The following is a 23,610-nucleotide window of genomic DNA, read 5'->3' as shown; positions in this document are numbered from 1 at the left end:
CACTCACCCCCGCGCAATCAGAATCAATGCCACCACGATCAGCCCCAAGGCCAGCCAACGCTCGCCATTGACCTTCTTGCGCGTCGCGCCGAACCAGCCGAAATGGTCGATCAGCACGCTCTTGCCCACTTGCCCCGAGAGGATCGCGATCATGGTCATGGCAATACCGATATGCGGCGTTGCCAGGGTCAGCACCACCACGTACATCGGCCCGAGAAACCCGCCGATCAACTGCCAGCGCGGCAGATCGGTCAACGCCGGGCCTTTCTGCGGGCCGGCGAACAGCAACAACAAGAACAGGATCGCCGCACCGACGCCGAAGATACTCAGCGTCGCCCACAGGTGCCCGACCTGCTCGCCCAACGGCCCAAGCAACCCGGCCTCCACCGACAAGCCCATGCCCGCCAATATCACCAGCGGCAGCAACAACAAGCGCAACCCCGATTGCCTAACGGGTGCGGCAACAGCCACCTCATCCAGCGTCTGCATGAAAACTTTCCACTTCAAGAAACGATGGCGCGGATTATCGGCTGGCACAGCTGTGCGATAAATGGGAGCATTCGGACAACACTTTTGCGCAACTCGCACAGCAGGACTTCCCATGCACGGGCTCAACGAACTCGGATTCAAGGCGCTGCGGCTGTTTGTTGCTGTACTCGATCAGGGCAGTTTTTCTGAGGTCGCGCGCCGTGAAGGCGTGGCGCCCTCTTCGATCTCGCGGCAGATCCAATTGATGGAGCAGGCGCTGAATCAGCAACTGCTCTATCGGCACACCCGCGCCGTTTCGCCGACAGAGACCGGTCGTATGCTCGGCCACCATGCGCGGCTGCTGCTGGTGCAACTGGAAGAAGCCGAGCAAGCGTTGCAGGAGCAGCAAAGCGAACCCACCGGCCTGGTGCGCATCAACGCCCCGGTGGTGTTCGGCCAGCGCCATCTGAGCCCGTGGCTGGGCCAGTTGTGCGCGCGTTACCCGCAGTTGCAACTGGATATTCAACAGACCGATCACTACGTCGACCCATTGCAGGAAGGCGCCGACCTGCTGGTGCGCATCGGCCCACTGCATGATTCGAGCATGCAGGCGCGAATTCTGGCGCCGCACCGTTTTCAAGTCGCCGCAAGCCCGGCGTACCTGGCGCGCCACGGCACCCCGCAAAAACCTGAGGATCTGGCTCAACACCAATGCCTGGCCTACAAAGGCGCGACCGGTCAGCAGCGCTGGTTTTTCCGCCGCGATGGCCAGGACTGGACGCCGTATTCGGTCAGAGGTCCGATCACCAGCAACCACGCCGACACCCTCACCCAGGCCGCCGAACAGGGGCTGGGGCTGGTGATGTTTCCGTCATGGCTGATTGGCGAGGCGGTGCGCGCTGGCACCTTGGTGCCGGTGTTGCGTGGGTATCAGGTATCGAACAGTCTGGAGCCGCAGCAGATTGCGGTGTTGTGGCCGGGCAGTCGAAGGTTGTCAGTGAAGGTGCGGACGGTGATTGATTTTTTTGTTGAGTGTTTTGGTGAGATTCCGTATTGGGATCGGTTCTGAATCAACCACCGATCCAATTGTAGGAGTGAGCCTGCTCGCGATAGCGTCGGCAAATTCAGCATCACTGTGTCTGCCAAACCGCTATCGCGAGCAGGCTCACTCCTACAGGGTTTGCGGCGTTCTCTAGATCCGAAACTGCCCAACCAGCTTGCCCAACCGTTGTCCCAACTCCGCCAGACTGCGCGACGTTTGCGCGCCCAATTGCGTTTCATCGGCAACGCTATCCACCGCCACCGCAATCTGGTGCACGCTGCGGTTGATCTCTTCTGCCACCGCCGTCTGCTCTTCGGCAGCGCTGGCGATTTGTGCGTTCATCGAGTTGATGGTCGCGATCAGCTCGGCCATGGCATCCAGCGATGCACCGGCCTGATTGGCCTGCTGTGACGTGCCATCACCGGCCTCGCTGGAACGGCGCATGGCTTCCACCGCCTGCTGCGTGCCGGCTTGCAGGCGATCGATCATGCCTTGGATTTCCTGGGTGCTGATCTGCGTGCGGCTGGCCAGCGCGCGGACCTCATCGGCGACCACGGCAAAACCACGCCCGGCCTCGCCCGCCCGCGCCGCTTCGATCGCCGCGTTGAGGGCCAGCAGGTTGGTCTGTTCGGCGATCGAGCGAATCACCCCGAGCACACCGACAATCGACGTCACGTCCTGCTGCAGGCTGTCCAGCGACACGCCGCTGTTGCGAATGTCATCGACCAGCGCATGGATCTGCTTGATGCTGCCGGCCACCACGCGTTTGGCGCTCTGGCCTTCTGCGTCGGTCTGCTGCGCGGCGACGGCGGCGTTCTGTGCGCTCTTGGCGACTTCCTGCGCGGCGGCAGACATTTCGTTGATGGCGGTGGCAACCTGATCGGTCTCGTGACGCTGACGCTCCATCGCCTGATCCGAGCGCTGCGCCTGATCCGACACCTGAGTCACCAGTCCGGTCAGTTGCGTGGTCATCTCGGTGATCTGCCGCACCAGGCCGTGGATCTTGTCGACGAAGCGGTTGAACGAGCCGGCCAGTTCGCCGAGTTCATCCTGACTGGTGATATTCAAGCGCCGGGTCAGATCGCCCTCGCCCGCGGCGATGTCATCGAGGTTGGCTTTCATCAGGGTCAGCGGCCGCAGAATGGTATTGGCCAGCAGCATCCCCGCCGCCGCGATCACCAGCAGCACCAGCACCGCCACGCCGACAATGCTCAGCACCACGCCTTGCACACGTTCCTGGACCTGGGCTTCGACCAGCGCCACTTGCGCTTCGATGCCGTCGAGATTGACCGAGGTACCGACGGCCATGTCCCACTTGGCCAGGTATTCGGTGTAACCGAGTTTCGGCACCAGCACTTTCGCATTGCCAGGCAGCGGCGAGCTGTATTGCAGGTAGTGAGTACCGTCCTTCGCCACTTTCACCAGACCGAGGTTGACGTAGACGCCATTCGGGTCGCGATTGTCCTTGAAGCTTTTGCCCACGCCGTCAGGGTCGTTGGCCTTGAACAGGCGCACGATTTCCGAGTCGTAGGCGAAGAAGTAGCCGTCCTTGCCGTAGCGGATGCCCGACAGCAGCTTGATCGCCTGCGCCCGCGCCTCGTTGTCGCCGGGAGCGGCAGCGTCGTACAGCGGTTTGATCGTGGTCATCGCCACGGCGACATAACTTTGCAGAGTGGCTTTGGCGTCGCCGAGCAGGCGCTCGCGGGTCTGTTCGACCTCCTTGCGCGCCTGTTCCTGGAGGATGAACAGTGTGGTCAGGCTGATGACCAGCGCAAAGAGCAATACCGGAAGAACGGCGAGGGACAGGACTTTAGCCTTGAGGCTCAGGCGCATTGTGGGGGCTCACTCTTTTGATTTTGTTGGCGTGGTTAAAGGCTTTAACGGCACGCCGGGGCAAAAGTTGAGCCAGCAGGCACTGCGTGTCCCTGTGGGAGCGGGCTTGCCCGCGATGGCGGTGTGTCTGAAAGACGAATAACGAATGTGTCGACGCCATCGCTGGCAAGCCAGCTCCCACAGGGTTCAGGGGTTTACAGCACCATCGCGGCCACCCAGCCGAAGGCCAGCAGCGGCAGGTTATAGTGCAGGAAGGTCGGCACCACGGTATCCCAGATGTGGTGATGCTGGCCGTCGATGTTCAGGCCGGAGGTCGGGCCGAGGGTCGAGTCCGAGGCCGGCGAACCGGCGTCGCCCAGCGCACCGGCAGTGCCGACGATGCACACGATGGCCATCGGGCTGAAGCCCAGTTGCACGCACAGCGGCACGAAAATCGCCGCCAGAATCGGCACCGTGGAAAACGACGAGCCGATGCCCATGGTCACCAGCAAGCCCACCAGCAGCATCAGCAGCGCGCCGACGCCTTTGCTGTGATTGATCCATGCCGCCGACGATTCAACCAGGGTCTGCACCTGCCCGGTGGCCTTCATCACCTCGGCGAAACCGGAGGCGGCGATCATGATGAAACCGATCATCGCCATCATTTTCATGCCTTCGGTGAACAGGTCATCGGTTTCGCGCCACTTGACGATGCCCGACACCGAGAAGATCAGGAAACCCACCAGCGCACCGATAATCATCGAATCCAGCAGCAACTGCACGACGAACGCCGAGGCGATGGCCACGCCGGCAATCAGCAGGCTCAGCGGGTTGTAATGCACTGCGGTCTGCTCGACCTGCTCGATTTTTTCCAGGTCATAGACGCGCTTCTTGCGATAACTGATGAACGCCATCGCCAGACCGAAAACCATGCCCAGCGCCGGGATGCCCATGGCGTGGGTGATGTTGATGCCGCTGATGTCGACGCCGCTGCGCGCAACGTTGGCCAGCAGGATTTCATTGAGGAAGATGTTGCCGAAACCCACCGGCAGGAACATGTACGGGGTGATCAGGCCGAAGGTCATGACGCAGGCGATCAGGCGGCGGTCGAGTTGCAGCTTGGTCAGCACATAGAGCAGTGGCGGCACCAGCAGCGGAATGAACGCGATGTGGATCGGCAGGATGTTCTGCGAAGCAATCGCCACCACCCACAACAGGCCGATCAGCAGCCATTTGACGTTGCCGCCGCCGGTCGCATGTTGCCGGTCAACCATCGCCAGAGCCCTGTCAGCCAGCGCGTGGGCCAGGCCAGACTTGGCGATTGCCACGGCGAAAGCGCCGAGCAAAGCGTAGGACAACGCCACCGTCGCGCCGCCGCCCAGACCACTGTTGAACGCCTTGAGCGTGGCGTCCATGCCCAGGCCACCGGTCAGGCCGCCAACCAGCGCCCCGACGATCAGCGCGATCACCACATGCACGCGGGACAGGCTGAGAATCAGCATGACGCCGACTGCCGCTATGACTGCATTCATTTCACTACCTCGAAAAACACCGCGGTGGACAACCGACCGCCAGACAGGATGAGTCCGCCAGAACTGCTCGGCGGAGGCAAAAGGGTCTTCTTAGAAGGGCGCGCACTGTGCCCCAAGCAGCCACAAGCTGCAAGTTCGAGCGGCAAGCTGAGCTGCTTTTGATCGTTCCCACGCGCAGCAAAGGAATGCCTCAATGGACGCTCTGCATCCGCTTTGGGACGCGGAGCGTCCCGGGCTGCATTCCCACGCAGAGCGTGGGAACGATCAATCCTTGAGTCCGATGCTCGCTTTTAGCTTGCCGCTTGCAGCTTGCCGCTCAAGAAAGCTGCTTTTCCGCCGTTAGAGTGCAAAGCCTCAGATATTTATCGAATAAGGATGTTTTCCATGTCGCTCAGACACCTTTCCATCCAATGGAAAATCACCCTGCTCGCCGGCCTTTGTCTGGCCGGTATCGTGACCCTGTTGGTCGGTCTTTCGCTGTATCGCATGCAGCACAGTTCCGCGCTGGTCAAGGCGTCGAGTATGGAAATGCTCACCGAGTCGGCGCAGGCGCGCATCGAGTCGCAGGGTGAGGTGCAAGCGGCAGGCATTCGCCAGCAGTTCATGGACGCCTATCAATACGGCCACGGCTTCTCGCGGCAGGTGCTGTTTCTGCGCGAACAGGCCGAGAAGCGTTTTCTCGATGCCTTCGATCTGCGCGAAGACATGACCCGTCAGGTCAAATCTGCGCTGCAGGCCAACCCGGATCTGCTCGGCCTGTCGCTGGTATTCGAAGCCAATGCGCTGGACGGCAAGGACGAACTGTTCGCCGGGCAGGATGAGCTGGGCAGCAACGACAAGGGCCGTTTTGCCCTGTACTGGTCGCAGCCGACCCCGGGCATAGTCCACTCGATGGCCCTGCCGGAAAGCGACATGAGCGACACCCGCACCGGCCCTAGCGGTCAGGCTGCCAACGCCTGGTTCACCTGCCCGCGCAGCACCCTCAAGCCGTGCGTGATCGAACCGTACTTTTACATGATCGACGGGCAGAAAGTGCTGATGACCAGCATCGTCTTCCCGCTGCTGCTCAATGGCAAAGTCATTGCCTCGCTGTCGGTCGACATCAACCTCAACAGCCTGCAAGCGATCAGCCAGACCGCGAGCAAAAAGCTCTACGACGGTCAGACCGCCGTGAGCATCATCAGCCCCGCCGGCCTGCTCGCCGGTTACAGCGCCGATGCCGGCAAACTCAGCCAGCGTCTGGACGCCGTCGACACCACCAGCGGTGCTGAGCTGCTACGGCGCCTGGCGGCCAGCACGGGCGTGAGCAGCCTGCACAACAATGGCCAGTTGAAAGTGCTCTCGCCGTTCCAGCCGATTCCGGGCGGGCCGACGTGGGGCGTGCTGCTCGATGTACCGGAAAAAGTGCTGGTCAGCCGCGCCGAAGCGCTCGAGCAACAGCTAGACGCGAGCAACACCTCGGGCACGTTGATGGAGTTGAGCCTCGGCGGCCTCGCCGCCCTGCTCGGCCTGCTGCTGGTGTGGCTGATGGCGCGCAGCGTGACCCGACCGATTCTCGGCGTCGCGCACATGCTCGAAGACATCGCCAGCGGCGAAGGCGACCTGACCCGTCGCCTGGCCTATGACAAGCAGGACGAACTCGGGCAACTGGCGGGCTGGTTCAACCGCTTTCTCGACAAGTTGCAGCCGATCATCGCCGAAGTGAAACGCTCAGTGCAGGACGCGCGCAGCACGGCTGATCAGTCCTCGGCCATCGCCACCCAGACCAGCGCCGGCATGGAGCAGCAATACCGTCAGGTCGATCAGGTCGCCACTGCCTCTCACGAAATGAGCGCCACCGCGCAGGACGTCGCCCGCAGCGCGGCCCAGGCGGCCGAAGCCGCCAAGGACGCCGACCGCGCCACTCGCCAGGGCCTGACCGTAATCGACCGCACTACCGCGAGCATCGACACCCTCGCCGCCGACATGAGCGCGGCGATGGTGCAGGTTGAAGGTCTGGCGGCCAACAGCGAGAAAATCGGCGCGGTGCTGGAAACCATTCGCGCGATTGCCGAGCAGACCAATCTGCTGGCACTGAATGCCGCGATCGAAGCGGCACGGGCCGGTGAAGCCGGACGCGGTTTTGCCGTGGTCGCCGATGAAGTGCGCAACCTTGCCCGACGTACCCAGGAATCGGTGGAGGAAACCCGTCAGGTCATCGAGCAATTGCAGAACGGCACGCAGGAGGTGGTCGGTTCGATGGGCAACAGCCATCGCCAGGCCCAGGGCAGTGTCGAGCAGGTCGGCCAGGCAGTGACCGCACTGCGCCAGATCGGCGACGCGGTGACAGTGATCAGCGACATGAACCTGCAGATCGCCAGCGCCGCTGAAGAGCAGAGCGCGGTGGCCGAAGAGATCAACAACAACGTGGCGACGATTCGCGACGTGACGGAATCGCTGTCGGGGCAGGCCAATGAATCGGCGCGGGTCAGCCAGTCGCTCAACAGCCTGGCGAATCAGCAGCAGCGGTTGATGTATCAGTTTCGCGTTTGACGGCTAGCCCGAGAACCAATGTGGGAGCTAGCCTGCTAGCGATGACGGCGTCACATTCAATACTCATGTGACTGAAAGATCGCTATCGCTAGCAGGGCTAGCTGTGTAAACCCACCACGTTGTTCACGGATGCTATTCGGCTAATCGGTGGTAAATAACTCAAACTGGCATGCGGGCGATGCCAGTTGTACCTGTGCAACCAAGGCATCAGATACGTCGCGCGTTGATCTGAGCTTTCATAACTTCTGGCGTAGGCCCATTCGCGCAGAGCGGTCTGTATAAATCGCTCTGCCTTGCCATTCGTGCGCGGGGTGTAAGGCTTGGTAAAGATGTGCTTAAGCCGCAGCCGCCGGCACAGGCGCTTGAAGCTCCTGGATTTGTAGCAAGGGCCGTTATCGGTCATTACCCGCTCGAATTTCACGCCGAGCGTTTTGTAGTAACGCAGGGCCCGGATCAGCGCGAGGCAGGCGCTACGAGCGGTTTGGTCTGGGTATAAACCACAGTGCGCCACTCGACTATGGTCGTCGATGGCAACATGTCCAAACTCCCAACCCACATGGTAAGAACGGCCTTTCAGACGGTCTTTTGTCACTCGATGACCAGGTTTGTTAAAGCGCCCCAGCCTCTTGATATCCAAGTGCAGCAAGCCTCCCGGCTGAGAGTATTCGTAGCGAATAACCGCAACTGGCGGTTCCAGATAAGCCAGGCGATTGAGTCCGTTGCGGCTCAATATCCTGCCTACCGTGCTATGCCCCACCTTCAAAGACTTACTGATTTCGCCATAGGTTTTTCGCTCACGGCGAAGCTTGATGATTTTCTCCAGACACTCTGGGGCAGTAGCGTGCGGACAGGAAGCCGGGCGGGATGAGCGATCCTGGAGACCTTTTTCGCCTTCGGTTCGATAGCGGTTTATCCACTTGTAGGCAGTGCGAACGCTGACCCCCTGGGCCTTGGCCACCTCTTCAACTCTCAAACCCTCTGTGAGGACTCTTTGAACAAGAAGGGCTCGACCAGAAACAGTTAATCGGGCATTTTTATGAGTGTTCACTCGGGGCCTCCGGGGGCTTGGTTTGGTTCGCACCTCCAATTTCCCGGAAAAGCCCCGAGTGAACAACCTACAGAGAGATCACAGCTAGCTCCCACAGGGGATGGTGTAGTCATCAGGCTCAGCGTTTAGGCAATTCGATCACCACCTTCAACCCGCCCCACTCGCTCTCGCCCAACACCAGCAAGCCGCCCCACGTTTCCACGATATCGCGCACGATGCCCAACCCCAGCCCATGGCCGTCGGTCTGTTCATCCAGCCGTGTGCCACGACTGAACACCTCGGCGCGCTGTTGTTCGGGAATCCCGGGGCCGTCATCCTCGACGCTCAAGGCAAAGCCATCGGTACGTTCGATCACGCTCAAGCGCACTTCGGCGTCCGCCCACTTGCAGGCGTTATCCAGCAGGTTGCCCAGCAGCTCGAGCAGATCCTCACGGTCCCACGGCAGTTGCAGGCCCGCCGGGGCGACGTAGCTGAGCGCCAGATGCTCGCCGTGGATCATATTCAGCGTCGCCAGCAATCCCGGCAGTTCCGCGTCGCAATCGAACAGCGCGCCGGGCAGTGCATCGCCGGACAAGCGCGCGCGATTCAACTCGCGATTGAGGCGCTGCTGCACTTGCTCCAGTTGCTCGATGAGGACCCTGCGCAGTTCCGGGTGCGCATCGAGTTTTTCGCTCGACGCCACGCTCAACAACACCGCCAGCGGTGTTTTCAAGGCATGGCCGAGATTGCCCAAGGCGTTGCGCGAGCGCTTGAGGCTGTCTTCGGTGTGGGCGAGCAAATGGTTGATCTGCGCCACCAGCGGCTCCAGTTCCACCGGCACCTGGTCGTCGAGCTGCGAACGCTGGCCTTGCTGCAACTGCGCGATCTGTTCGCGCGCCCGCTCCAGCGGCTTCAAGGCGCGGCGCACGGTCAGGCGCTGCAACAGCAGAATCACCAGCAACGCCGTCAGGCCTGCCGCCAGACCGATCTGGCGCATGCGCTGGAAGCTTTCGCGCACCGGCGTGTAATCCTGCGCGACGCTGATTGAAATCGACTGGCCGAGGCGCCGATAGTCCGAACGCAGTATCAGCAACTGTTGGCCGTCCGGGCCCAACTGCAGATTGCTGTGCAGGCCGGGATGATCGAGCAGCGGCAGGTCCTGATCCCACAACGATCGGGAGCGCCAGTGGCTGTCGGCAAAATCGATGCGGAAATAATGCCCGGAAAACGGCCGCTGATAGGCAGGCGACAGATGCCGCTCGTCCAGTTGCAAGCCTTGCGGGCCGCGCACCAGCGCCACCAGCAGGCTCTCGCTGTCGTTGCGCAGACCCGCTTCGAGATAACGCTGCAGACCCACTTCGAATAACCACAGGCTGGTCTGCGCCAGCACCACGCCGACGATCACCATCACACTGATCAGACCCAGGCTCAAGCGGCGCTGGATCGATCTCACGAGGCTTGCCCGCCGAACAGGTAACCCTGGCCGCGACGGGTTTCGATCACGCTTTTGCCGAGCTTGCGCCGCAAGTGATTGACGTGCACTTCAAGGACATTGGAATCGCGCTCGGTTTCACCGTCGTAGAGGTGTTCGGCGAGGTGGCTTTTGGAAAGGATCTGTTCCGGATGCAGCATGAAATAGCGCAGCAGGCGAAACTCGGCGGCGGTCAGTTGAATATCCGCGCCGTCACGCACCACGCACTGACGCCCCTCGTCCAGGTGCAGGCCGGCGGCCTTCAAGGTCGGTTGATTGGCCTGCCCCTTGGAGCGGCGCAGCAGCGACTGAATGCGCAGTTGCAGCTCTTCGGGGTGAAACGGCTTGGTCAGGTAATCGTCGGCACCGGCCTTCAGGCCTTCGATGCGTTCGGCCCAAGAATCGCGTGCCGTCAGAATCAACACCGGAATCGACAGCCCACCGGCGCGCCACTGCGCCAGCACTTCAAGCCCCGGCACGCCGGGCAGGCCGAGGTCGAGAATGATCAAATCGTAGGGTTCGCTGCTGCCCTGATACACCGCATCGCGACCGTCCGCCAGCCAATCGACCGCGTAACCTTGCCGCTGCAGGCTGGCGAGCAACTCGTCGGCCAGCGGTACATGGTCTTCCACCAAGAGCAAACGCATCGATCAATCTTCCTTGTCTTTGACTAACTCGCCGGTATCGGCTTTCAAGTGCAGCTCGCGCGCCACGCCTTCAACCGTCAGCAACTCGACTTCGTAAATGTAGACGTCGTGTTTTTCTTCCAGCTCGACTTCCAGCAGTTTGGCGCCGGGGTAGCGATCCATGGCCTGCTGCAACACTTGCTCCAACGGCAGGATCACGCCCTCGCGACGCAGGGTCAGTGCCTCGTCCTGATCGAGGTCGCGAGCCATGGCCGGGCTGCACAACAACACCAGCGCCAGCGCCGTCAGGCGGGTGACGCGAATATTCAGCTTCATTACGTATCCTGATGATCCCTGAGCACTTCACCATCAACGGCGTTCAATTCCAGGTCCCACTTCAACCCTTTGGGGTCGCGCAGTTCAATCTGGTAAATGTACTTGCCGTACTCTTCCTCAAGCTCGGTTTCGGTGATTTCCGAGCCTGGGTGTTTGTCCATTGCGATGGCGTTGAGCTTCTCGAAGGACACGATAGTACCAGCGTCGCGCAAACGAAGCGCTTCGTCAGGCCCCAGATCGCGCGCAAAAGCAGTACCGGCGGTGAGGCAGATGAGCGAGGCAGTGGTCAGGGCAGTCAGGGTGTTCACGGTTGTCTCCGAATTCTTATAGGTTGCTTAAGGTAGGCACCTTAACGGCAGCAACTTAACTGAAACTGAATGGCCATCATTGCGCCCTGTTCATTCCGATCGTTCCCACGCTCCGCGTGGGAATGCCTCAAGGGACGCTCCGCGTTCCAATGGGACGCAGAGCGTCCCCGGCTGCATTACCACGCAGAGCGTGGGAACGATCAGTACGCCGTCGTCGCGGGCGCTCCCACAGGGTTCGGCGGTGTGCTTATAATTCGCAGCTTGCTAACGATCGAGGCCGGTATGACCGCCATCCACATCAAATTCCCTGCCCTCACGCTCAAGGCCGGCCCGCGGGCCATGGCGCGCATTCGTGCTCAGGGCCTGAACGCTGCCGACGTCGGCACCCTGCCCGGCGCGGCCGGTGGGCCGAAGGCGCTGGGGATTCAAGGGCTGGATCTGGCGCTGTTCGGTGAGTGGCTGCCGGGTGCGCCGCGCGAGCGTTCGCTGATCGGCGCTTCAGTCGGCTCCTGGCGCTTCGCCAGTGCCTGCCTGCCGGATGCCGCCGAAGGCATCCGCCGCCTCGGGCATTTGTACGCCGAGCAGAATTTCAACAAAGGCGTGACCATGGCCGAGATCAGTCAGAGCTCGCAGCGCATGCTCAATGACCTGCTCGACGGCCGCGACGCCAGCATCCTCGCCAATGCGCATTACCGCTTGAACATCATGGTGGTGAAAAGTCAGGGGCGCCTGGCCGAGGATCATCGCGGACGACTCGGTCTGGCGCTGGGTTCGGTGATCGCCGACAACCTGCGCGGTCGTGCGCGGCTGTCGCGGCACTTCGAACGGCTGATCATTCACGACCCGCGTCTGGCCCCACCGCTGCATGCGCTGGAGGATTTCCCTTCGCGCTTCGTCGCGCTGAACACCGGCAACCTGCGCCAGGCCCTGCTCGCCTCGGGTTCGATTCCGATGGTCATGCAAGGCGTGCGCGACTTGCCGGGAGCCGGCGCGGGGACGTTCCGCGACGGTGGCCTGCTCGACTATCACCTCGACCTGCCCTACAGCGGCGACGGCATCGTGCTCTATCCGCACTTCACCGACCGGGTGATTCCCGGCTGGTTCGACAAGACCCTGCCGTGGCGCCGCGCCTCGGTGCAGCGTTTGCAGGACGTGCTGTTGCTCGCACCGTCGAAGGAATATCTGGCCCGCCTGCCCTTCGGCAAGCTGCCCGACCGTAACGACTTCAAACGCTTCATGGGCGATGCGCCGGGCCGGCAGAAGTACTGGCACACGGCGATGGACGAAAGCCGCCGACTCGGTGACGAATTTCTCGAACTGACGGCCAACGGTCGCCTCGCCGAGCACTTGCTGACCCTTTAGTCAGCACAGCCACAGACAAGCTGATAAACTCGCCGCCTGCCCGAATCGCTGCGGCGAACGCCATCTGAACAGAGCCAAATACCGTGGAAATCTTCAAAGAGTTTACTTTCGAATCCGCCCACCGCCTGCCGCACGTCCCGGACGGCCACAAGTGCGGGCGTCTGCACGGTCACTCGTTCAAAGTGGCGCTGCACCTGAGCGGCGACCTCGACCCGCACACCGGCTGGATCCGCGATTTCTCCGAGATCAAGGCGATCTTCAAGCCGCTGTACGAGCGTCTCGATCACAACTACCTGAACGACATTCCCGGTCTGGAAAACCCGACCAGTGAAGTGCTGGCCAAATTTATCTGGAATGAAATGAAGCCGCTGCTGCCGGAACTGAGCGCGATCCGCATTCATGAGACGTGCACCAGCGGATGCATCTATCGCGGCGAGTAATCACCGCAGATCGCTTTTTGTAAGGGGGCGGTGTTGAGTCAGGAAATAAAGAACAGCCGCAAAGGCTGTTTTTTTATGCTTACGCCGCCCTGCTGCAATTCCTCTGTCAGCATCAAAATCCCCTGACACCGATCGTTCCCATGCTCTGCGTGGGAACGATCGGGGCTCCCACATGGCACACGGGTGCGCTCGGGTGCACCGTTTTTGCGCCTGACTTTGCCGAGTCGTCTATACATACCCCACCCAATCGGTATTTGGCACGACCGCTGCAACCCTCCCGCGTCTTCTCCCTTCCTGCAAGGACTGCCCCATGACGCAGAACGCTCCCGGCAACGATTACCCCCTCAGCGAAGTCCCGATGCATGCGCGCAAAGGCCTGGCCTCCACCGCGATGGTGTTACTGGGCTTCACGTTTTTCACCGCGACCATGTTTGCCGGCGGCAAGCTCGGCGTGGCGTTCACCTTCAGCGAGATGATCGCGGTGATCGTTGTCGGCAACCTGCTGCTCGGCCTGTACGCCGCGGGTCTGGGCTATATCGCTTTCAAGAGCGGGCTCAACTCGGTGCTGATGGGCCGTTTCTGTTTTGGTGAAGTGGGCAGCAAGCTCAGCGACCTGATCCTCGGTTTTACCCAGATCGGCTGGTACGCCTGGGGCACGGCGACGGCGGCGGTGGTGATCGGCAAGTATTTCAATCTCAATGAAGCCACGGTGCTCGGCCTGATGGTGCTGTTCGGGCTGGGTTTCTGCGCCACGGCGTACATCGGTTATCGCGGGCTGGAAATTCTCTCGTACATCGCGGTGCCGGCGATGCTGTTGCTGTTGATGCTGTCGATGTGGGTGGCGACGATAAAAGTCGGCGGTTTCGAGGGCTTGCTCAGCGTCGTGCCGACGGGTTCGCTGGACTGGTCGACAGCCATCACGCTGGTGTTCGGCACCTTCGTCAGTGGCGCGACGCAAGCGACCAACTGGACGCGTTTCTCGCGCTCGGCGCGGGTGGCGGTGCTGGCCAGCCTGATCGGTTTTTTTGTTGGCAACGGCCTGATGGTATTGATCGGCGCGTATGGCGCGATCGTCTATCAGCAACCAGACGTAGTCGAGGTGTTGCTGTTGCAAGGTTTCGCCATGGCCGCGATGGCCATGCTGTTGCTGAACATCTGGAGCACCCAGGACAACACCATCTACAACTTTGCCGTCGCCGGTTGCAACCTGCTGCGCACCGGCCGGCGCAGAACCGTGACCCTGGGCGGCGCGGTGATCGGCACGGTGCTCGCCTTGCTCGGCATGTACGACATGCTGGTGCCGTATCTGATTTTGCTCGGCACAGTGATTCCGCCGATTGGCGGGGTGATCATGGCGGACTTCTTCTACCGCTGGCGCGGGCATTATCCGCGTCTGGCCGACGCGCGGTTACCGGCGTTCAACTGGCCGGGGCTCGGCGCTTACGGCGTGGGCACCATTGCTGCGTTCAGTTCGCCGTGGGTCGCGCCGCTGGTAGGGATTGCCGCTGCCGCGCTAACGTATGTCATCGTCACCGGTCTGCTCGGCGCCCGTCGCGTCAGCGCACCACTACAAGATCTATAAAAGGATTCGCCTGATGCACATCATCAACGCCCGCCTGCGCAACCAGGAAGGCCTGCACGAATTGCACCTGGAAAACGGTCTGATCCACAGCATCGCCCGGCAGACCGAAGCACCGACGCTTGGCCCGGACGACCTCGACGCCGGCGGCAATCTGGTGGTGCCGCCCTTCGTCGAGCCGCACATTCACCTCGACGCCACCCTCACCGCCGGCGAGCCGCGCTGGAACATGAGCGGCACACTGTTCGAAGGCATCGAGTGCTGGGGCGAACGCAAGGTCACCATTACCGAGGAAGACACCAAGACCCGCGCCAAAAAGACCATTCAGGCGCTGGCCGCGCACGGCATTCAGCACGTGCGCACCCACGTCGACGTCACCGACCCGCAACTCACCGCGCTCAAGGCCATGCTCGAAGTGCGCGAGGAAAGCCGTCATCTGATCGACCTGCAAATCGTCGCGTTCCCGCAGGAAGGCATCGAATCGTTCCGTAACGGTCGCGAGCTGATGGAAGAAGCGATCCGCATGGGCGCGGACGTGGTCGGCGGGATTCCGCATTTCGAGTACACCCGCGATCAGGGCGTCAGTTCGGTGAAGTTTCTGATGGACCTCGCCGAGCGCACCGGTTGCCTGGTCGACGTGCATTGCGACGAGACCGACGACCCGCACTCGCGCTTCCTCGAAGTGCTCGCCGAAGAAGCGCGCAGCCGCGACATGGGCGCCCGCGTCACCGCCAGCCACACCACGGCGATGGGCTCTTACGACAACGCCTACTGCGCCAAACTGTTTCGCCTGCTGGGGCATTCCGGGATCAGTTTTGTCTCCTGCCCGACCGAGAGCATTCACCTGCAAGGGCGTTTCGACAATTTCCCGAAACGCCGTGGCGTGACCCGCGTCAACGAACTGCTCGAAGCCGGTATGAACGTGTGTTTCGGCCAGGATTCGATCGTCGACCCGTGGTATCCGCTGGGTAACGGCAACATCCTGCGCGTGCTCGAAGCCGGGCTGCACATCTGCCACATGCTCGGTTACCGCAACCTGCAAAGTGCGCTGGAATCTGGTCACCGACAACAGCGCCAAAGCCATGCATCTGGGCGAGCGTTACGGGCTGGAACAGGGGCGCCCGGCGAACCTGCTGATCCTGTCGGCTGACAGCGATTACGAAGTGATTCGCAGCCAGGGCTTGCCGCTGTATTCGATTCGCGCTGGCAAGGTGTTGATGAAGCGGCAGATGCCGGTGGTGGAGTTCAGCGGCGGTCTGAGCTGAGGTTTGTGCCGGATCTGATGGCCTCATCGTTGGCAAGCCAGGCTCCTACAGGTTTTGTGCCGATCATCAATATTGAGTACGGCGTAAACCTGTGGGAGCCTGGCTTGCCAGCGATGGCGGCCTCGAATTCAGCCCATCAATCGCGCCGTTCCGAACAATCTGACTCGCACCAATTCTTCGTCTGCTACCTCCAGCAAAACCGGCGCCGTGCCGCCGGGCATCATCACTTGCACTTCCCCCGCCACAACCCAACCCACCCGCCACGCCGCCGATGCCACCGCGCTGGCGCTGGTGCCGGATGAAGCCGTCGGCCCTTCGCCCCGCTCGAACACCCGGGCGTGGATTTTCTGGGGTGATTGCAGCGCGGCCCATTGCAGATTGACGCCCGCCGGGCAGGGTTTTCCTGAGCCGATCGGCATGGCATAGGCGATTCGGGTCAGGCCTTCGTTCAGTGTGGATTCAGTCATTTGCTCATTGCTGGGCAATGCGCCGGGATCGTCGAGCAACGTCACGCAATGCGGATTGCCGATGCGCACGAACTGGCTGTGCGTCCAGGCTGGATCAAGCCCTGCCAGCGGCGGTATGCGGCTGACCGCTCGCCCGTTGAATTGCACCTCTTCGACTTGCGGCGCGCCGACGGCATCCGGGCCGAAACCGGGTTGACCAAGGTCGAGCCAGAAGCCCCGAACAGCATCGACGGTGGCCGGTTTCACCGAGGTTTCCACAGCGTCGCCCTTATCGTGATGCACGCGTAACACCGCGCCTGCGTCCGGCATCAAGCCTTGCTCGGTCAATGCCTGAGAGAAAATCGTCAGGCCGTTGCCACTGCGCTCGGCGAGGGTGCCGTCGGTGTTGACGATCAGCACATCGAACGGCGGCGCCGCCTGGAACGGGCCGATCAGCAAGCCGTCGCTGCGATGGGCCTTGCTGTGCGCCGGGCGCTGGCCTGCGGGCCAGTCGCAACAATAAGAGATCGCCGCGTCGCTCCATGCCTGACGCGAGGCGGCGCATTCGGGGGCGCTGGCGGGCAAGCCGATTCCTGCCTCACGCAAGGCTTCGGGTGAAACCACACCATAGATATTGCCTCGTGCGTCATAAAACCGAGTCATCCCCACCTCTCTGCGCTGCCGAAAATCCCACTGTAACCGCAATCCCTTGTAGGAGTGAGCCTGCTCGCGATAGCGGTGGGTCAGTCGAGATATTTTTACCTGACACACCGCTATCGCGAGCAGGCTCACTCCTACAGGTTACGATGTCGGCTGCACGCCCCCGCATAGCGATCGAACCTCGTCGCTGAATCACTGTCCTTCGGGGACGCGATGTTTTTACCAAGGATCGATATGACCAGCCTCAACCCCCAAGACACCTTCGTCCCCGGACGCCTGCAACAGATATCCACGCGCGTGGCTTTTTTCATCGCCGGGCTCGGCATCGCCGCCTGGGCGCCGCTGGTGCCTTATGCCAAAACCCGCGCCGGTCTCGATGAAGGCACGCTGGGCCTGTTGCTGTTGTGCCTGGGCGTCGGATCGATTCTGGCGATGCCGCTGGCGGGCATTCTGGCGGCGCGCTTCGGCTGCCGGCGCGTGGCCACCGGCGGCACGTTGTTGATCTGCGCGGCATTACCGTTGCTGGCGACGGTGTCGTCAATCCCGGCGCTGATCGCCACCCTTTTCATGTTCGGCGCAGGGCTGGGTACAGTGGATTCGACGGTGAACCTGCAGGCGGTGATCGTCGAACGCGCCAGCGGCAAGAACATGATGTCGGGCTTTCATGGCTTGTTCAGTCTGGGCGGGATTGTCGGCGCGGCCGGCGTCAGCGCCCTGCTCGGACTCGGCCTGTCGCCACTGGCGGCCATGCTGGTGGTGGTCGCGCTGTTGATCGCGGCGCTGTGCAAATGCGTGCCGCACATGCTGCCCTACGGCAGCGAAAGTTCGGGTCCGGCATTCGCCATTCCCCATGGCATCGTGCTGTTTATCGGTGGCATGTGCTTCATTGTTTTTCTCACCGAAGGTGCAGCGCTGGACTGGAGCGCGGTGTTCCTCGCACAGGAACGCGGGATCGACACCGCCTATGCAGGCCTCGGTTACGCGGCATTTGCCCTGACCATGACCGCTGGCCGTTTGTTGGGTGATCGCATCGTCCGCCGCTTGGGCGCCACGCGGATCATTCTGTTCGGCGGGCTGACGGCCGCGGCCGGTCTGTTTCTGGCGACCTTCGCGCCGAGCTGGCAAGCCGCGCTGGTGGGGTATGCACTGGTCGGTGCCGGCTGCTCGAACATCGTGCCGGTGCTGTACACCGCGGTGGGCAAGCAGACGGTGATGCCGGAAAGTATCGCGGTACCGGCGATTACTACCTTGGGCTATGCGGGGATTCTTGCCGGGCCGGCAGTGATCGGTTTTGTCGCCCACGCCAGCAGCTTGAGTTTTGCCTTTGGCCTGATGGCGGTGCTGCTGGTCGCGGTGGCGATTGGCGGGAAAGTACTGAAGGTCTGAAAAGCTTCGCGAGCAGGCTCGCTCCCACACAATCTCGGTGAACCTGTGGGAGCGAGCCTGCTCGCGAAGAAGCCGACGCGGTCTGTCAGAACCCCACGCTGGCCTGCACAAAGAACGTCCTCGGTGCGCCCACATACATCCCCGCATTGTTGTCGCTGGAGCGGGTGAAGTATTGCTTGTCGAAAATGTTCTTCACCCCGGCACCGAGCTTGAGGTTCGACAGCTGCGCGCCGAAGTCATAGCCGCCGCGCACGTTCCAGGTGACGTAGCCGGGAATGTCGCCGTACTGCCCGTCGGCGGTGCCCTCGGTGATGTAGTTGCCGTTGAAACTGCCGTCAGCGTTGACCCCGGTGCCCGGCGAGCGTTGCTGCGATTGGGCGAAGCCGTCGAGATTGTAGGTCCAGCGATCAATGTCATAACGCAAACCGACCGTCGCTACCTGGCGTGAGTAGAACGGCAGGTCACGGCCCTTGAAGCCGGGAATCTCGCCCTCGTACACCGCGCGGGTGTAAGTCACGCCGGCATTGGCGGTCAGGCCGTCGAGGCGCGGGTCCAGAGCGGCCATGTCGTAATGCACCGAGGCTTCGACGCCCTGGTGCTTGGTCGCACCGAGGTTGGTCCAGCCGACGTCGTTACTGATGTATTGCAGCTCGTCGTCGAAGTCGATGTAGAACAGCGTCACCTCGCCGCCCCACACGTCGTCGCTGTAACGCGTGCCGATCTCGTAGGTCTTGGCTTTTTCAGGATTCAAACCGCTGGCGGTCTGGTCACCCGTGCCGCCCTGGCCGAGCTGGAAATACTGCAGGGCACCGAACGAGGTTTCGTAGTTGGCGAACAGCTTCCACGCATCGGACAGGTGATACATCACGCTCAGTGCCGGCAGCGGTTCGTTGCTGTCGATGCTGCGGCGTTTTTCCTGCACTGGCCGGTTAGAGGTGTCGAGCACCGGGCGGTCGTGCCATTCGGTGCTGATGTGTTCGAAACGGATGCCCGGCGTGATCGTCCAGTTGCCGACATCGATCTTGTTGTCGACGTAAAACGCATTGGCCTCGGTGCCGCCCGTACGGTCCTGATAGACGTGACCGTCAGAGGTACGGGTGACCACCGGTTGATTGTTCACCAGCGCCAGACGACTGGCTTCTTCATGCATGCCTTCTTTGAGGTAGCGATAACCGACGCTGACTTCCTGGGTGGTCGGGCCGACATCGAACACATGCGAAACCCGCGGCTCAATGCCGAAGGTGTAGTAAGTGCGCGGGTAAGAGCTGAGTGTCTTCTGATCGCGCGCGGCGATAGTGCTGCCACGAAAGCTGTCGGAATAGTAGGTCAGCACTTCGGCCTGGGTGCGCTCGTCGATCTGGCGGATCCACTTGAACGACACGTCCTTGCGCCGGCCGCTGAAGCTGTCGTAATCGCGGTCGGACTGGAACGGCTGATCGTCGTACTGCTTCTGGGTCAGACCGCCGGGCATGTCGGCGCTGGCGTCGTAATAGTGAAAGTTGAGGCTGAAATCGTCTTGCTCGGTCGGCGCCCAGTGGGTCTTGAGGATCACGTCATCAATGTCGTTGCCGTTGTTGCGCTCGCGGTAGCCGTGGCCGTTGACCCCGGAGTACAGCAAGGCGATGCCGATGCCGTTGTCGGCGGTGCCGCCAAGGAACGCCGTGTCGATGTGTTTCCAGCCGCCGTGCTGCGAGGTTTCCAGAGTGGTGCCGATTTCACCGGTGGTTTTCTCCGGGATCGCGCGGGTGACGAAGTTGATCACCCCGCCGACGTTCTGCGGCCCGTAACGCACCGAACCGGCGCCGCGCACCACATCGATGCTGTCGAGGTTGCCCGAAGAAATCGGTGCCATCGACAGTTGCGGCTGACCGTACGGCGCAAACGCCGCCGGGACACCATCGATCAGCACGGTGGAGCGCGGCGACAGGCGCGACGTGAGACCACGCACGCCGACGTTGAGGGAAATATCGCTGCCGCCGGTGCCGTTGGCGTCCTGCACCTGTACGCCCGGTACGCGCTTGAGCACATCGCCCACGGTCATTGCGCCCTGCTCGACCATGGCTTCACGACGGATCACCGTGCGCGCGCCGGGGTGGTTCTGCACCACGGCGGCGTTGGCGTCGCCGAGCCAGTCGCCGACCACCTTGATATCGGTCACACCGAGTTCCAATGGGCCATTGCTCGCTGCGGAAGTGGCGGCCGACGACAGCGTCACCGAGCCTTCGTTGATCTGATAATCCAGACCGCTGCCCTGCAGCAACTGACGCAGCGCCTGCTCGGGGGAAATATCACCGTCGACCGCCGGCGCCTGTTTGCCGGCCACCAGATCCGGGCTGAAAAACACTTGCAGCGAAGTCTGCTGGCCCAGTTCGCTCAAGGCCTGGCCCAGCGGCTGCGCCCGAATATGGATGGCTTCAGCGGCGAATGCCTGCGACATGGCAGCGCTGACCGCCAGCGCCAGGGCCAGCGGTAACCAAGGGAATTTTTTGTTATGGGCTGTGGTGTTTTTCACGTCGTACAGAGTCCTGTGGATCGCAAGAGTGTGCGGCTGTTAATGCAAACCAGTTGCAGTTGAACAGGAAGACGCTGAACTCGGAAAAAACCTGAATTTTATTTTGCGATTATTTCCTGGCGACCATCGGCAAGGCTGCGCACGGCCACCGGCAGAATGCTCGGCAAGGCTTTGAGCAAGGCGTCGGTGTTGTCGGCGTTGAACACACTGGTCAGGCGCAGGCTGGCCACGGCCGGGTCGGAGACCGTCAACGGATGCTGCCGATAACGCGATACTTCGGCCGCGACGTCGCTGAGGCTAGCGTTGTCGAACACCAGTTTGCCGTTGCGCCACGCGGTCAGTTGCGCCGGGTTGACTGCGTAGGCTGGCGCGACTTTGCCGTGGGCATCGACGTGCGTGCCGAGACCTGCCGTCAGACTGATGAATTGGTCGCTCGGCGCATCCCGCCCTTGCACCTTGACCGTGCCCTGCTCCACCGCCACACGGGTTTGCGCAGAGTCGCGGCGCACATCGAAACGCGTGCCGGTCACCGTGACCTTGCCGCTGTCGGTTTGCACCACGAACGGCCGCGACGCGTCGTGCTCGACGCTGAACATCGCTTCGCCTTCGCGCAGCTCAATCAAGCGACGATCCTGTTCATAGCGCACCTGCAAGCGGCTGCGGCTGTTCAGATCGATCAGCGAACCGTCCGGCAAGGCCACGTGTTTGCGCTCGCCCAGCGCCGTGACGAATTCGGCGCTGTAGCCGCCCGGATGATGCAACCCGCTGAACAGACCGAGGCCGAGCGCCACCGCCAGCACACTGGCTGCCACCGCGTAACGCAACAAGGGCCGGCGTGCGCGACGGCTTGGCGGCGTTTCAGCCAAGGCTTTGAGGCGTGGCGCCGGGAGCAGATCGGCCGCCGTCCACAAGCCCTGCAGCAACTGAAATTCGTCGCGATGCTGCGCATGCTCGTTCAGCCAGGCGTCGAAGCGCTGCTGCTCTTCGGCGCTGACGTCCGGCTCCTGCAAACGCACGAACCAGCGCGCAGCGTCATCGCGCACCGTGCTCGGCCCGCACGCGCAATCACGGGTATCCGTCATGGAAGGTCCTGTTGGGCTGGGGAGGAAGAATCGCCACCGCTCATGATTGCAAGCCATCAAGGCGATCGCGCAGATGCCGCAGGGTGCGGATCATATACTTTTCGACCATGTTCTTGGACAGTCCCAGGCGTTCGGCGATTTCCGCCTGGGTCAGGCCTTCGATCTTCTGCCAGACGAAAATCTTCCGGCAATTGACCGGCAGCTCGGTCAGCGCCCGCTCGATGGAATCGGCCAACTGGATCGCATGCATGTAATGCTCCGGGTCGCCGGACGCCGACGCACTGTGCTCGATCGCCTGCGATTCCAGGGCGCCACGCCGGTCCTCGCGCCGATAACCGTCAACCGCAATATTGCGCGCGGTCTGATGCAAATACGCCCGCGGCTGCTGCACCGCCGCCGAATCGGCCTCAAGCACGCGCACAAAGGTGTCGTGCGCCAGATCCTCGGCCTGCGCGCGATTGCGCAGACGCCGGGTCCAGGTGCCGATCAACTCTTCGTAATGCTCGAAAAAGCCGGGTCTGCGGGGACGCATGAGGTAGGGAACGGCGCACTGAGGAAAGGGCGTGAATAGTAATGCTTCGTATTAAGGCGAAGCAATGAATTCCTCGATCGGGGTTATCTGACCGAACACAACACTGACGCAAGCGCGCTAGCGCTCTGCCCTGTCAGGCCGCACCCACTCCGGTTTCTGTCACCAAACCGGCTTCGTCGCTCTGCACCAGATCGATCAGCCAGGTGCGAAAGGCCTCGACCTTTTTCGAGCTGGCAATTTCCACAGGCGACACCAGATAAAAACCCAGATCAGACTTGAGCTTGAGATTGAACGGCGCCACCAGCTTGCCGGCTTTCAGATCGTCATCGACATAGGTCGAGCGGCCGATGCATACGCCTAAACCATCGATGGCTGCCTGAACCGCCATCATCGCGAGGTCAAATGTGAGCCGTGTTCCCTCGGCCAGCTTCTTCGGTTGTCCGGCGGCGCTCAGCCACATGTTCCAGTCGTTACTGGTCATGCCGCTGACCTGCAACAAGGTGTGGTTGGCCAGATCGATCGGACTTTTCAGAGCTTTTGGCCCGGTGATCAACTTCGGGCTGCACACTGGAAAGATTTCGTCCGACATCAGCCAGTCGGCCCGCAGCCCTTTCCAATCGCCGAAACCGTAGCGGATCGCAGCGTCTATTCCACCTTTGCGGAAGTCGACCAGGTCGGTCGAGGCCGTTACGCGCACATCGATATTGGGGAACGCGTCCTGAAACGAAGCCAGGCGCGGCAGCAACCATTTCGAGGCGAGAGAAACCAGTGTGCTGATGGTCAGCGCACTGTTGTTGGTCGACTCGCGCAACATCTCCGTGGAATAGCGCAACTCATGAAAAGCCGAGCGGATGCCGGGCAAGTACGCGTGGCCTTCAGTGGTCAGCGCCAGACCGTCCTTGAGCCGCAGAAACAGTCGAACCCCGAGCTCGTCTTCGAGACGACGAATCTGATGGCTGATGGCCGTTTGTGTGACGTTCAGCTCTTCGGCAGCCTTGGTAAAACTCATATGGCGCGCAGCCGATTCAAACGCTTTCAATCCGTTGAGAGAAGGAATCCTGGCGACCATAAGGCTTCGTAATGCTCATGAGATTTTGTCATAAGGTAGCACCCAAGAAGTCCTTTGCAAAATGTTTCAGTGGTCGTCAATTCTAGCGTCGTTCTCCAAGCCACACGGGCCTGCGGACACCCC

General features: G+C 61.7%; 18 protein-coding genes and 4 pseudogenes. 8 read left to right on the top strand and 14 right to left on the bottom strand.

Annotated elements, in window-relative coordinates; genetic code table 11:
- Nucleotides 1-3: 3 nt before the first annotated feature.
- The gene (locus J3P93_RS09745) at nt 4-489 is read right to left on the bottom strand and encodes a DMT family transporter (RefSeq protein ID WP_434596919.1); all 486 of its coding nucleotides are present in this window, start codon (nt 487-489) and stop codon (nt 4-6) included.
- Nucleotides 490-601: 112 nt separating this feature from the next.
- Here J3P93_RS09745 and J3P93_RS09740 point away from each other — a divergent pair, with 112 nt between their 5' ends.
- On the top strand, nt 602-1,537 hold the full coding sequence (locus tag J3P93_RS09740) for a LysR family transcriptional regulator (RefSeq protein ID WP_434596917.1): 936 nt from the start codon (nt 602-604) through the stop codon (nt 1,535-1,537).
- A 123-nt stretch (nt 1,538-1,660) separates the two neighbouring features.
- Here the strand turns inward: J3P93_RS09740 and J3P93_RS09735 are convergent.
- From J3P93_RS09735 to J3P93_RS09725, 3 genes and pseudogenes are all read right to left on the bottom strand, one after another.
- Nucleotides 1,661-2,251, bottom strand: a pseudogene (locus J3P93_RS09735) (methyl-accepting chemotaxis protein); the annotation flags it as partial.
- A 315-nt stretch (nt 2,252-2,566) separates the two neighbouring features.
- Nucleotides 2,567-3,343 (bottom strand): annotated as a pseudogene (locus J3P93_RS09730) (cache domain-containing protein); the annotation flags it as partial.
- 194 nt (nt 3,344-3,537) lie between these two features.
- Nucleotides 3,538-4,854, bottom strand: coding sequence for a Na+/H+ antiporter family protein (locus tag J3P93_RS09725; RefSeq protein ID WP_434596915.1), 1,317 nt, complete (start codon nt 4,852-4,854; stop codon nt 3,538-3,540).
- 375 nt (nt 4,855-5,229) lie between these two features.
- On the opposite strand from J3P93_RS09725, the pseudogene J3P93_RS09720 reads away from it, so the two are divergent.
- Both J3P93_RS09720 and J3P93_RS09715 read left to right on the top strand, forming a co-directional pair.
- Nucleotides 5,230-6,480: pseudogene (locus J3P93_RS09720) on the top strand (cache domain-containing protein); the annotation flags it as partial.
- A gap of 150 nt (nt 6,481-6,630) precedes the next feature.
- On the top strand, nt 6,631-7,386 hold the full coding sequence (locus J3P93_RS09715; RefSeq protein ID WP_434598330.1) for a methyl-accepting chemotaxis protein: 756 nt from the start codon (nt 6,631-6,633) through the stop codon (nt 7,384-7,386).
- 97 nt (nt 7,387-7,483) lie between these two features.
- On the opposite strand, the gene J3P93_RS09710 is transcribed toward J3P93_RS09715, so the two are convergent.
- The 5 genes from J3P93_RS09710 to J3P93_RS09690 all read right to left on the bottom strand — a co-directional run bounded on the left by J3P93_RS09710 (nt 7,484) and on the right by J3P93_RS09690 (nt 11,154).
- Nucleotides 7,484-8,434: an IS481 family transposase gene (locus J3P93_RS09710; protein ID WP_093096621.1), complete on the bottom strand. Its 951-nt coding sequence runs from the start codon at nt 8,432-8,434 to the stop codon at nt 7,484-7,486.
- Nucleotides 8,435-8,552: 118 nt separating this feature from the next.
- Nucleotides 8,553-9,866 (bottom strand): sensor histidine kinase, encoded by a 1,314-nt coding sequence (locus J3P93_RS09705; RefSeq protein ID WP_434596913.1) that lies wholly within the window; start codon nt 9,864-9,866, stop codon nt 8,553-8,555.
- Nucleotides 9,863-10,531, bottom strand: coding sequence for a response regulator transcription factor (locus J3P93_RS09700; RefSeq protein ID WP_203418735.1), 669 nt, complete (start codon nt 10,529-10,531; stop codon nt 9,863-9,865). Before J3P93_RS09700 ends, J3P93_RS09705 begins: the two co-directional genes overlap by 4 nt.
- Nucleotides 10,532-10,534: 3 nt before the next feature.
- The gene (locus tag J3P93_RS09695; protein WP_434596911.1) at nt 10,535-10,846 is read right to left on the bottom strand and encodes a PepSY domain-containing protein; all 312 of its coding nucleotides are present in this window, start codon (nt 10,844-10,846) and stop codon (nt 10,535-10,537) included.
- On the bottom strand, nt 10,846-11,154 hold the full coding sequence (locus J3P93_RS09690; protein WP_434596909.1) for a PepSY domain-containing protein: 309 nt from the start codon (nt 11,152-11,154) through the stop codon (nt 10,846-10,848). The genes J3P93_RS09695 and J3P93_RS09690 overlap by 1 nt, the downstream gene beginning before the upstream one ends.
- Nucleotides 11,155-11,436: 282 nt before the next feature.
- Between J3P93_RS09690 and J3P93_RS09685 the strand changes: the two genes are divergently transcribed.
- The 4 genes and pseudogenes from J3P93_RS09685 (at nt 11,437) to codA (ending at nt 15,800) form a co-directional block, all read left to right on the top strand.
- Nucleotides 11,437-12,516: a patatin-like phospholipase family protein gene (locus J3P93_RS09685; RefSeq protein WP_434596907.1), complete on the top strand. Its 1,080-nt coding sequence runs from the start codon at nt 11,437-11,439 to the stop codon at nt 12,514-12,516.
- 83 nt (nt 12,517-12,599) lie between these two features.
- Nucleotides 12,600-12,956: a 6-carboxytetrahydropterin synthase QueD gene (gene queD / locus J3P93_RS09680; protein WP_007915588.1), complete on the top strand. Its 357-nt coding sequence runs from the start codon at nt 12,600-12,602 to the stop codon at nt 12,954-12,956.
- Nucleotides 12,957-13,266: 310 nt separating this feature from the next.
- Nucleotides 13,267-14,538, top strand: coding sequence for a cytosine permease (gene codB / locus J3P93_RS09675; RefSeq protein ID WP_394508064.1), 1,272 nt, complete (start codon nt 13,267-13,269; stop codon nt 14,536-14,538).
- A gap of 13 nt (nt 14,539-14,551) precedes the next feature.
- Nucleotides 14,552-15,800: pseudogene (codA, locus tag J3P93_RS09670) on the top strand (cytosine deaminase).
- 128 nt (nt 15,801-15,928) lie between these two features.
- Here the strand turns inward: codA and J3P93_RS09665 are convergent.
- Nucleotides 15,929-16,909: a diaminopimelate epimerase gene (locus J3P93_RS09665; RefSeq protein WP_434596904.1), complete on the bottom strand. Its 981-nt coding sequence runs from the start codon at nt 16,907-16,909 to the stop codon at nt 15,929-15,931.
- A gap of 231 nt (nt 16,910-17,140) precedes the next feature.
- On the opposite strand from J3P93_RS09665, the gene J3P93_RS09660 reads away from it, so the two are divergent.
- Nucleotides 17,141-18,292, top strand: coding sequence for an MFS transporter (locus J3P93_RS09660; protein ID WP_434596902.1), 1,152 nt, complete (start codon nt 17,141-17,143; stop codon nt 18,290-18,292).
- Between the two features lie 85 nt (nt 18,293-18,377).
- Here the strand turns inward: J3P93_RS09660 and J3P93_RS09655 are convergent, their stop codons facing one another.
- From J3P93_RS09655 to J3P93_RS09640, 4 genes are all read right to left on the bottom strand, one after another.
- The gene (locus tag J3P93_RS09655; RefSeq protein WP_434596900.1) at nt 18,378-20,804 is read right to left on the bottom strand and encodes a TonB-dependent siderophore receptor; all 2,427 of its coding nucleotides are present in this window, start codon (nt 20,802-20,804) and stop codon (nt 18,378-18,380) included.
- A 98-nt stretch (nt 20,805-20,902) separates the two neighbouring features.
- Entirely contained in the window at nt 20,903-21,886 is a 984-nt protein-coding gene (locus J3P93_RS09650) for a FecR family protein (protein WP_434596898.1), read from the bottom strand.
- Nucleotides 21,887-21,926: 40 nt separating this feature from the next.
- A complete protein-coding gene (locus J3P93_RS09645) occupies nt 21,927-22,418 on the bottom strand; it encodes a sigma-70 family RNA polymerase sigma factor (RefSeq protein WP_203418743.1) in 492 nt (163 codons plus the stop codon).
- A 133-nt stretch (nt 22,419-22,551) separates the two neighbouring features.
- On the bottom strand, nt 22,552-23,487 hold the full coding sequence (locus tag J3P93_RS09640) for a transcriptional regulator GcvA (RefSeq protein ID WP_434596896.1): 936 nt from the start codon (nt 23,485-23,487) through the stop codon (nt 22,552-22,554).
- Nucleotides 23,488-23,610: the final 123 nt, after the last annotated feature.

Origin of the sequence: Pseudomonas sp. R3-57 (genome assembly GCF_051132065.1) — a bacterium.
Classification (GTDB): Bacteria; Pseudomonadota; Gammaproteobacteria; order Pseudomonadales; family Pseudomonadaceae; genus Aquipseudomonas.
This window is presented reverse-complemented; position numbering and strand designations above follow the sequence as displayed.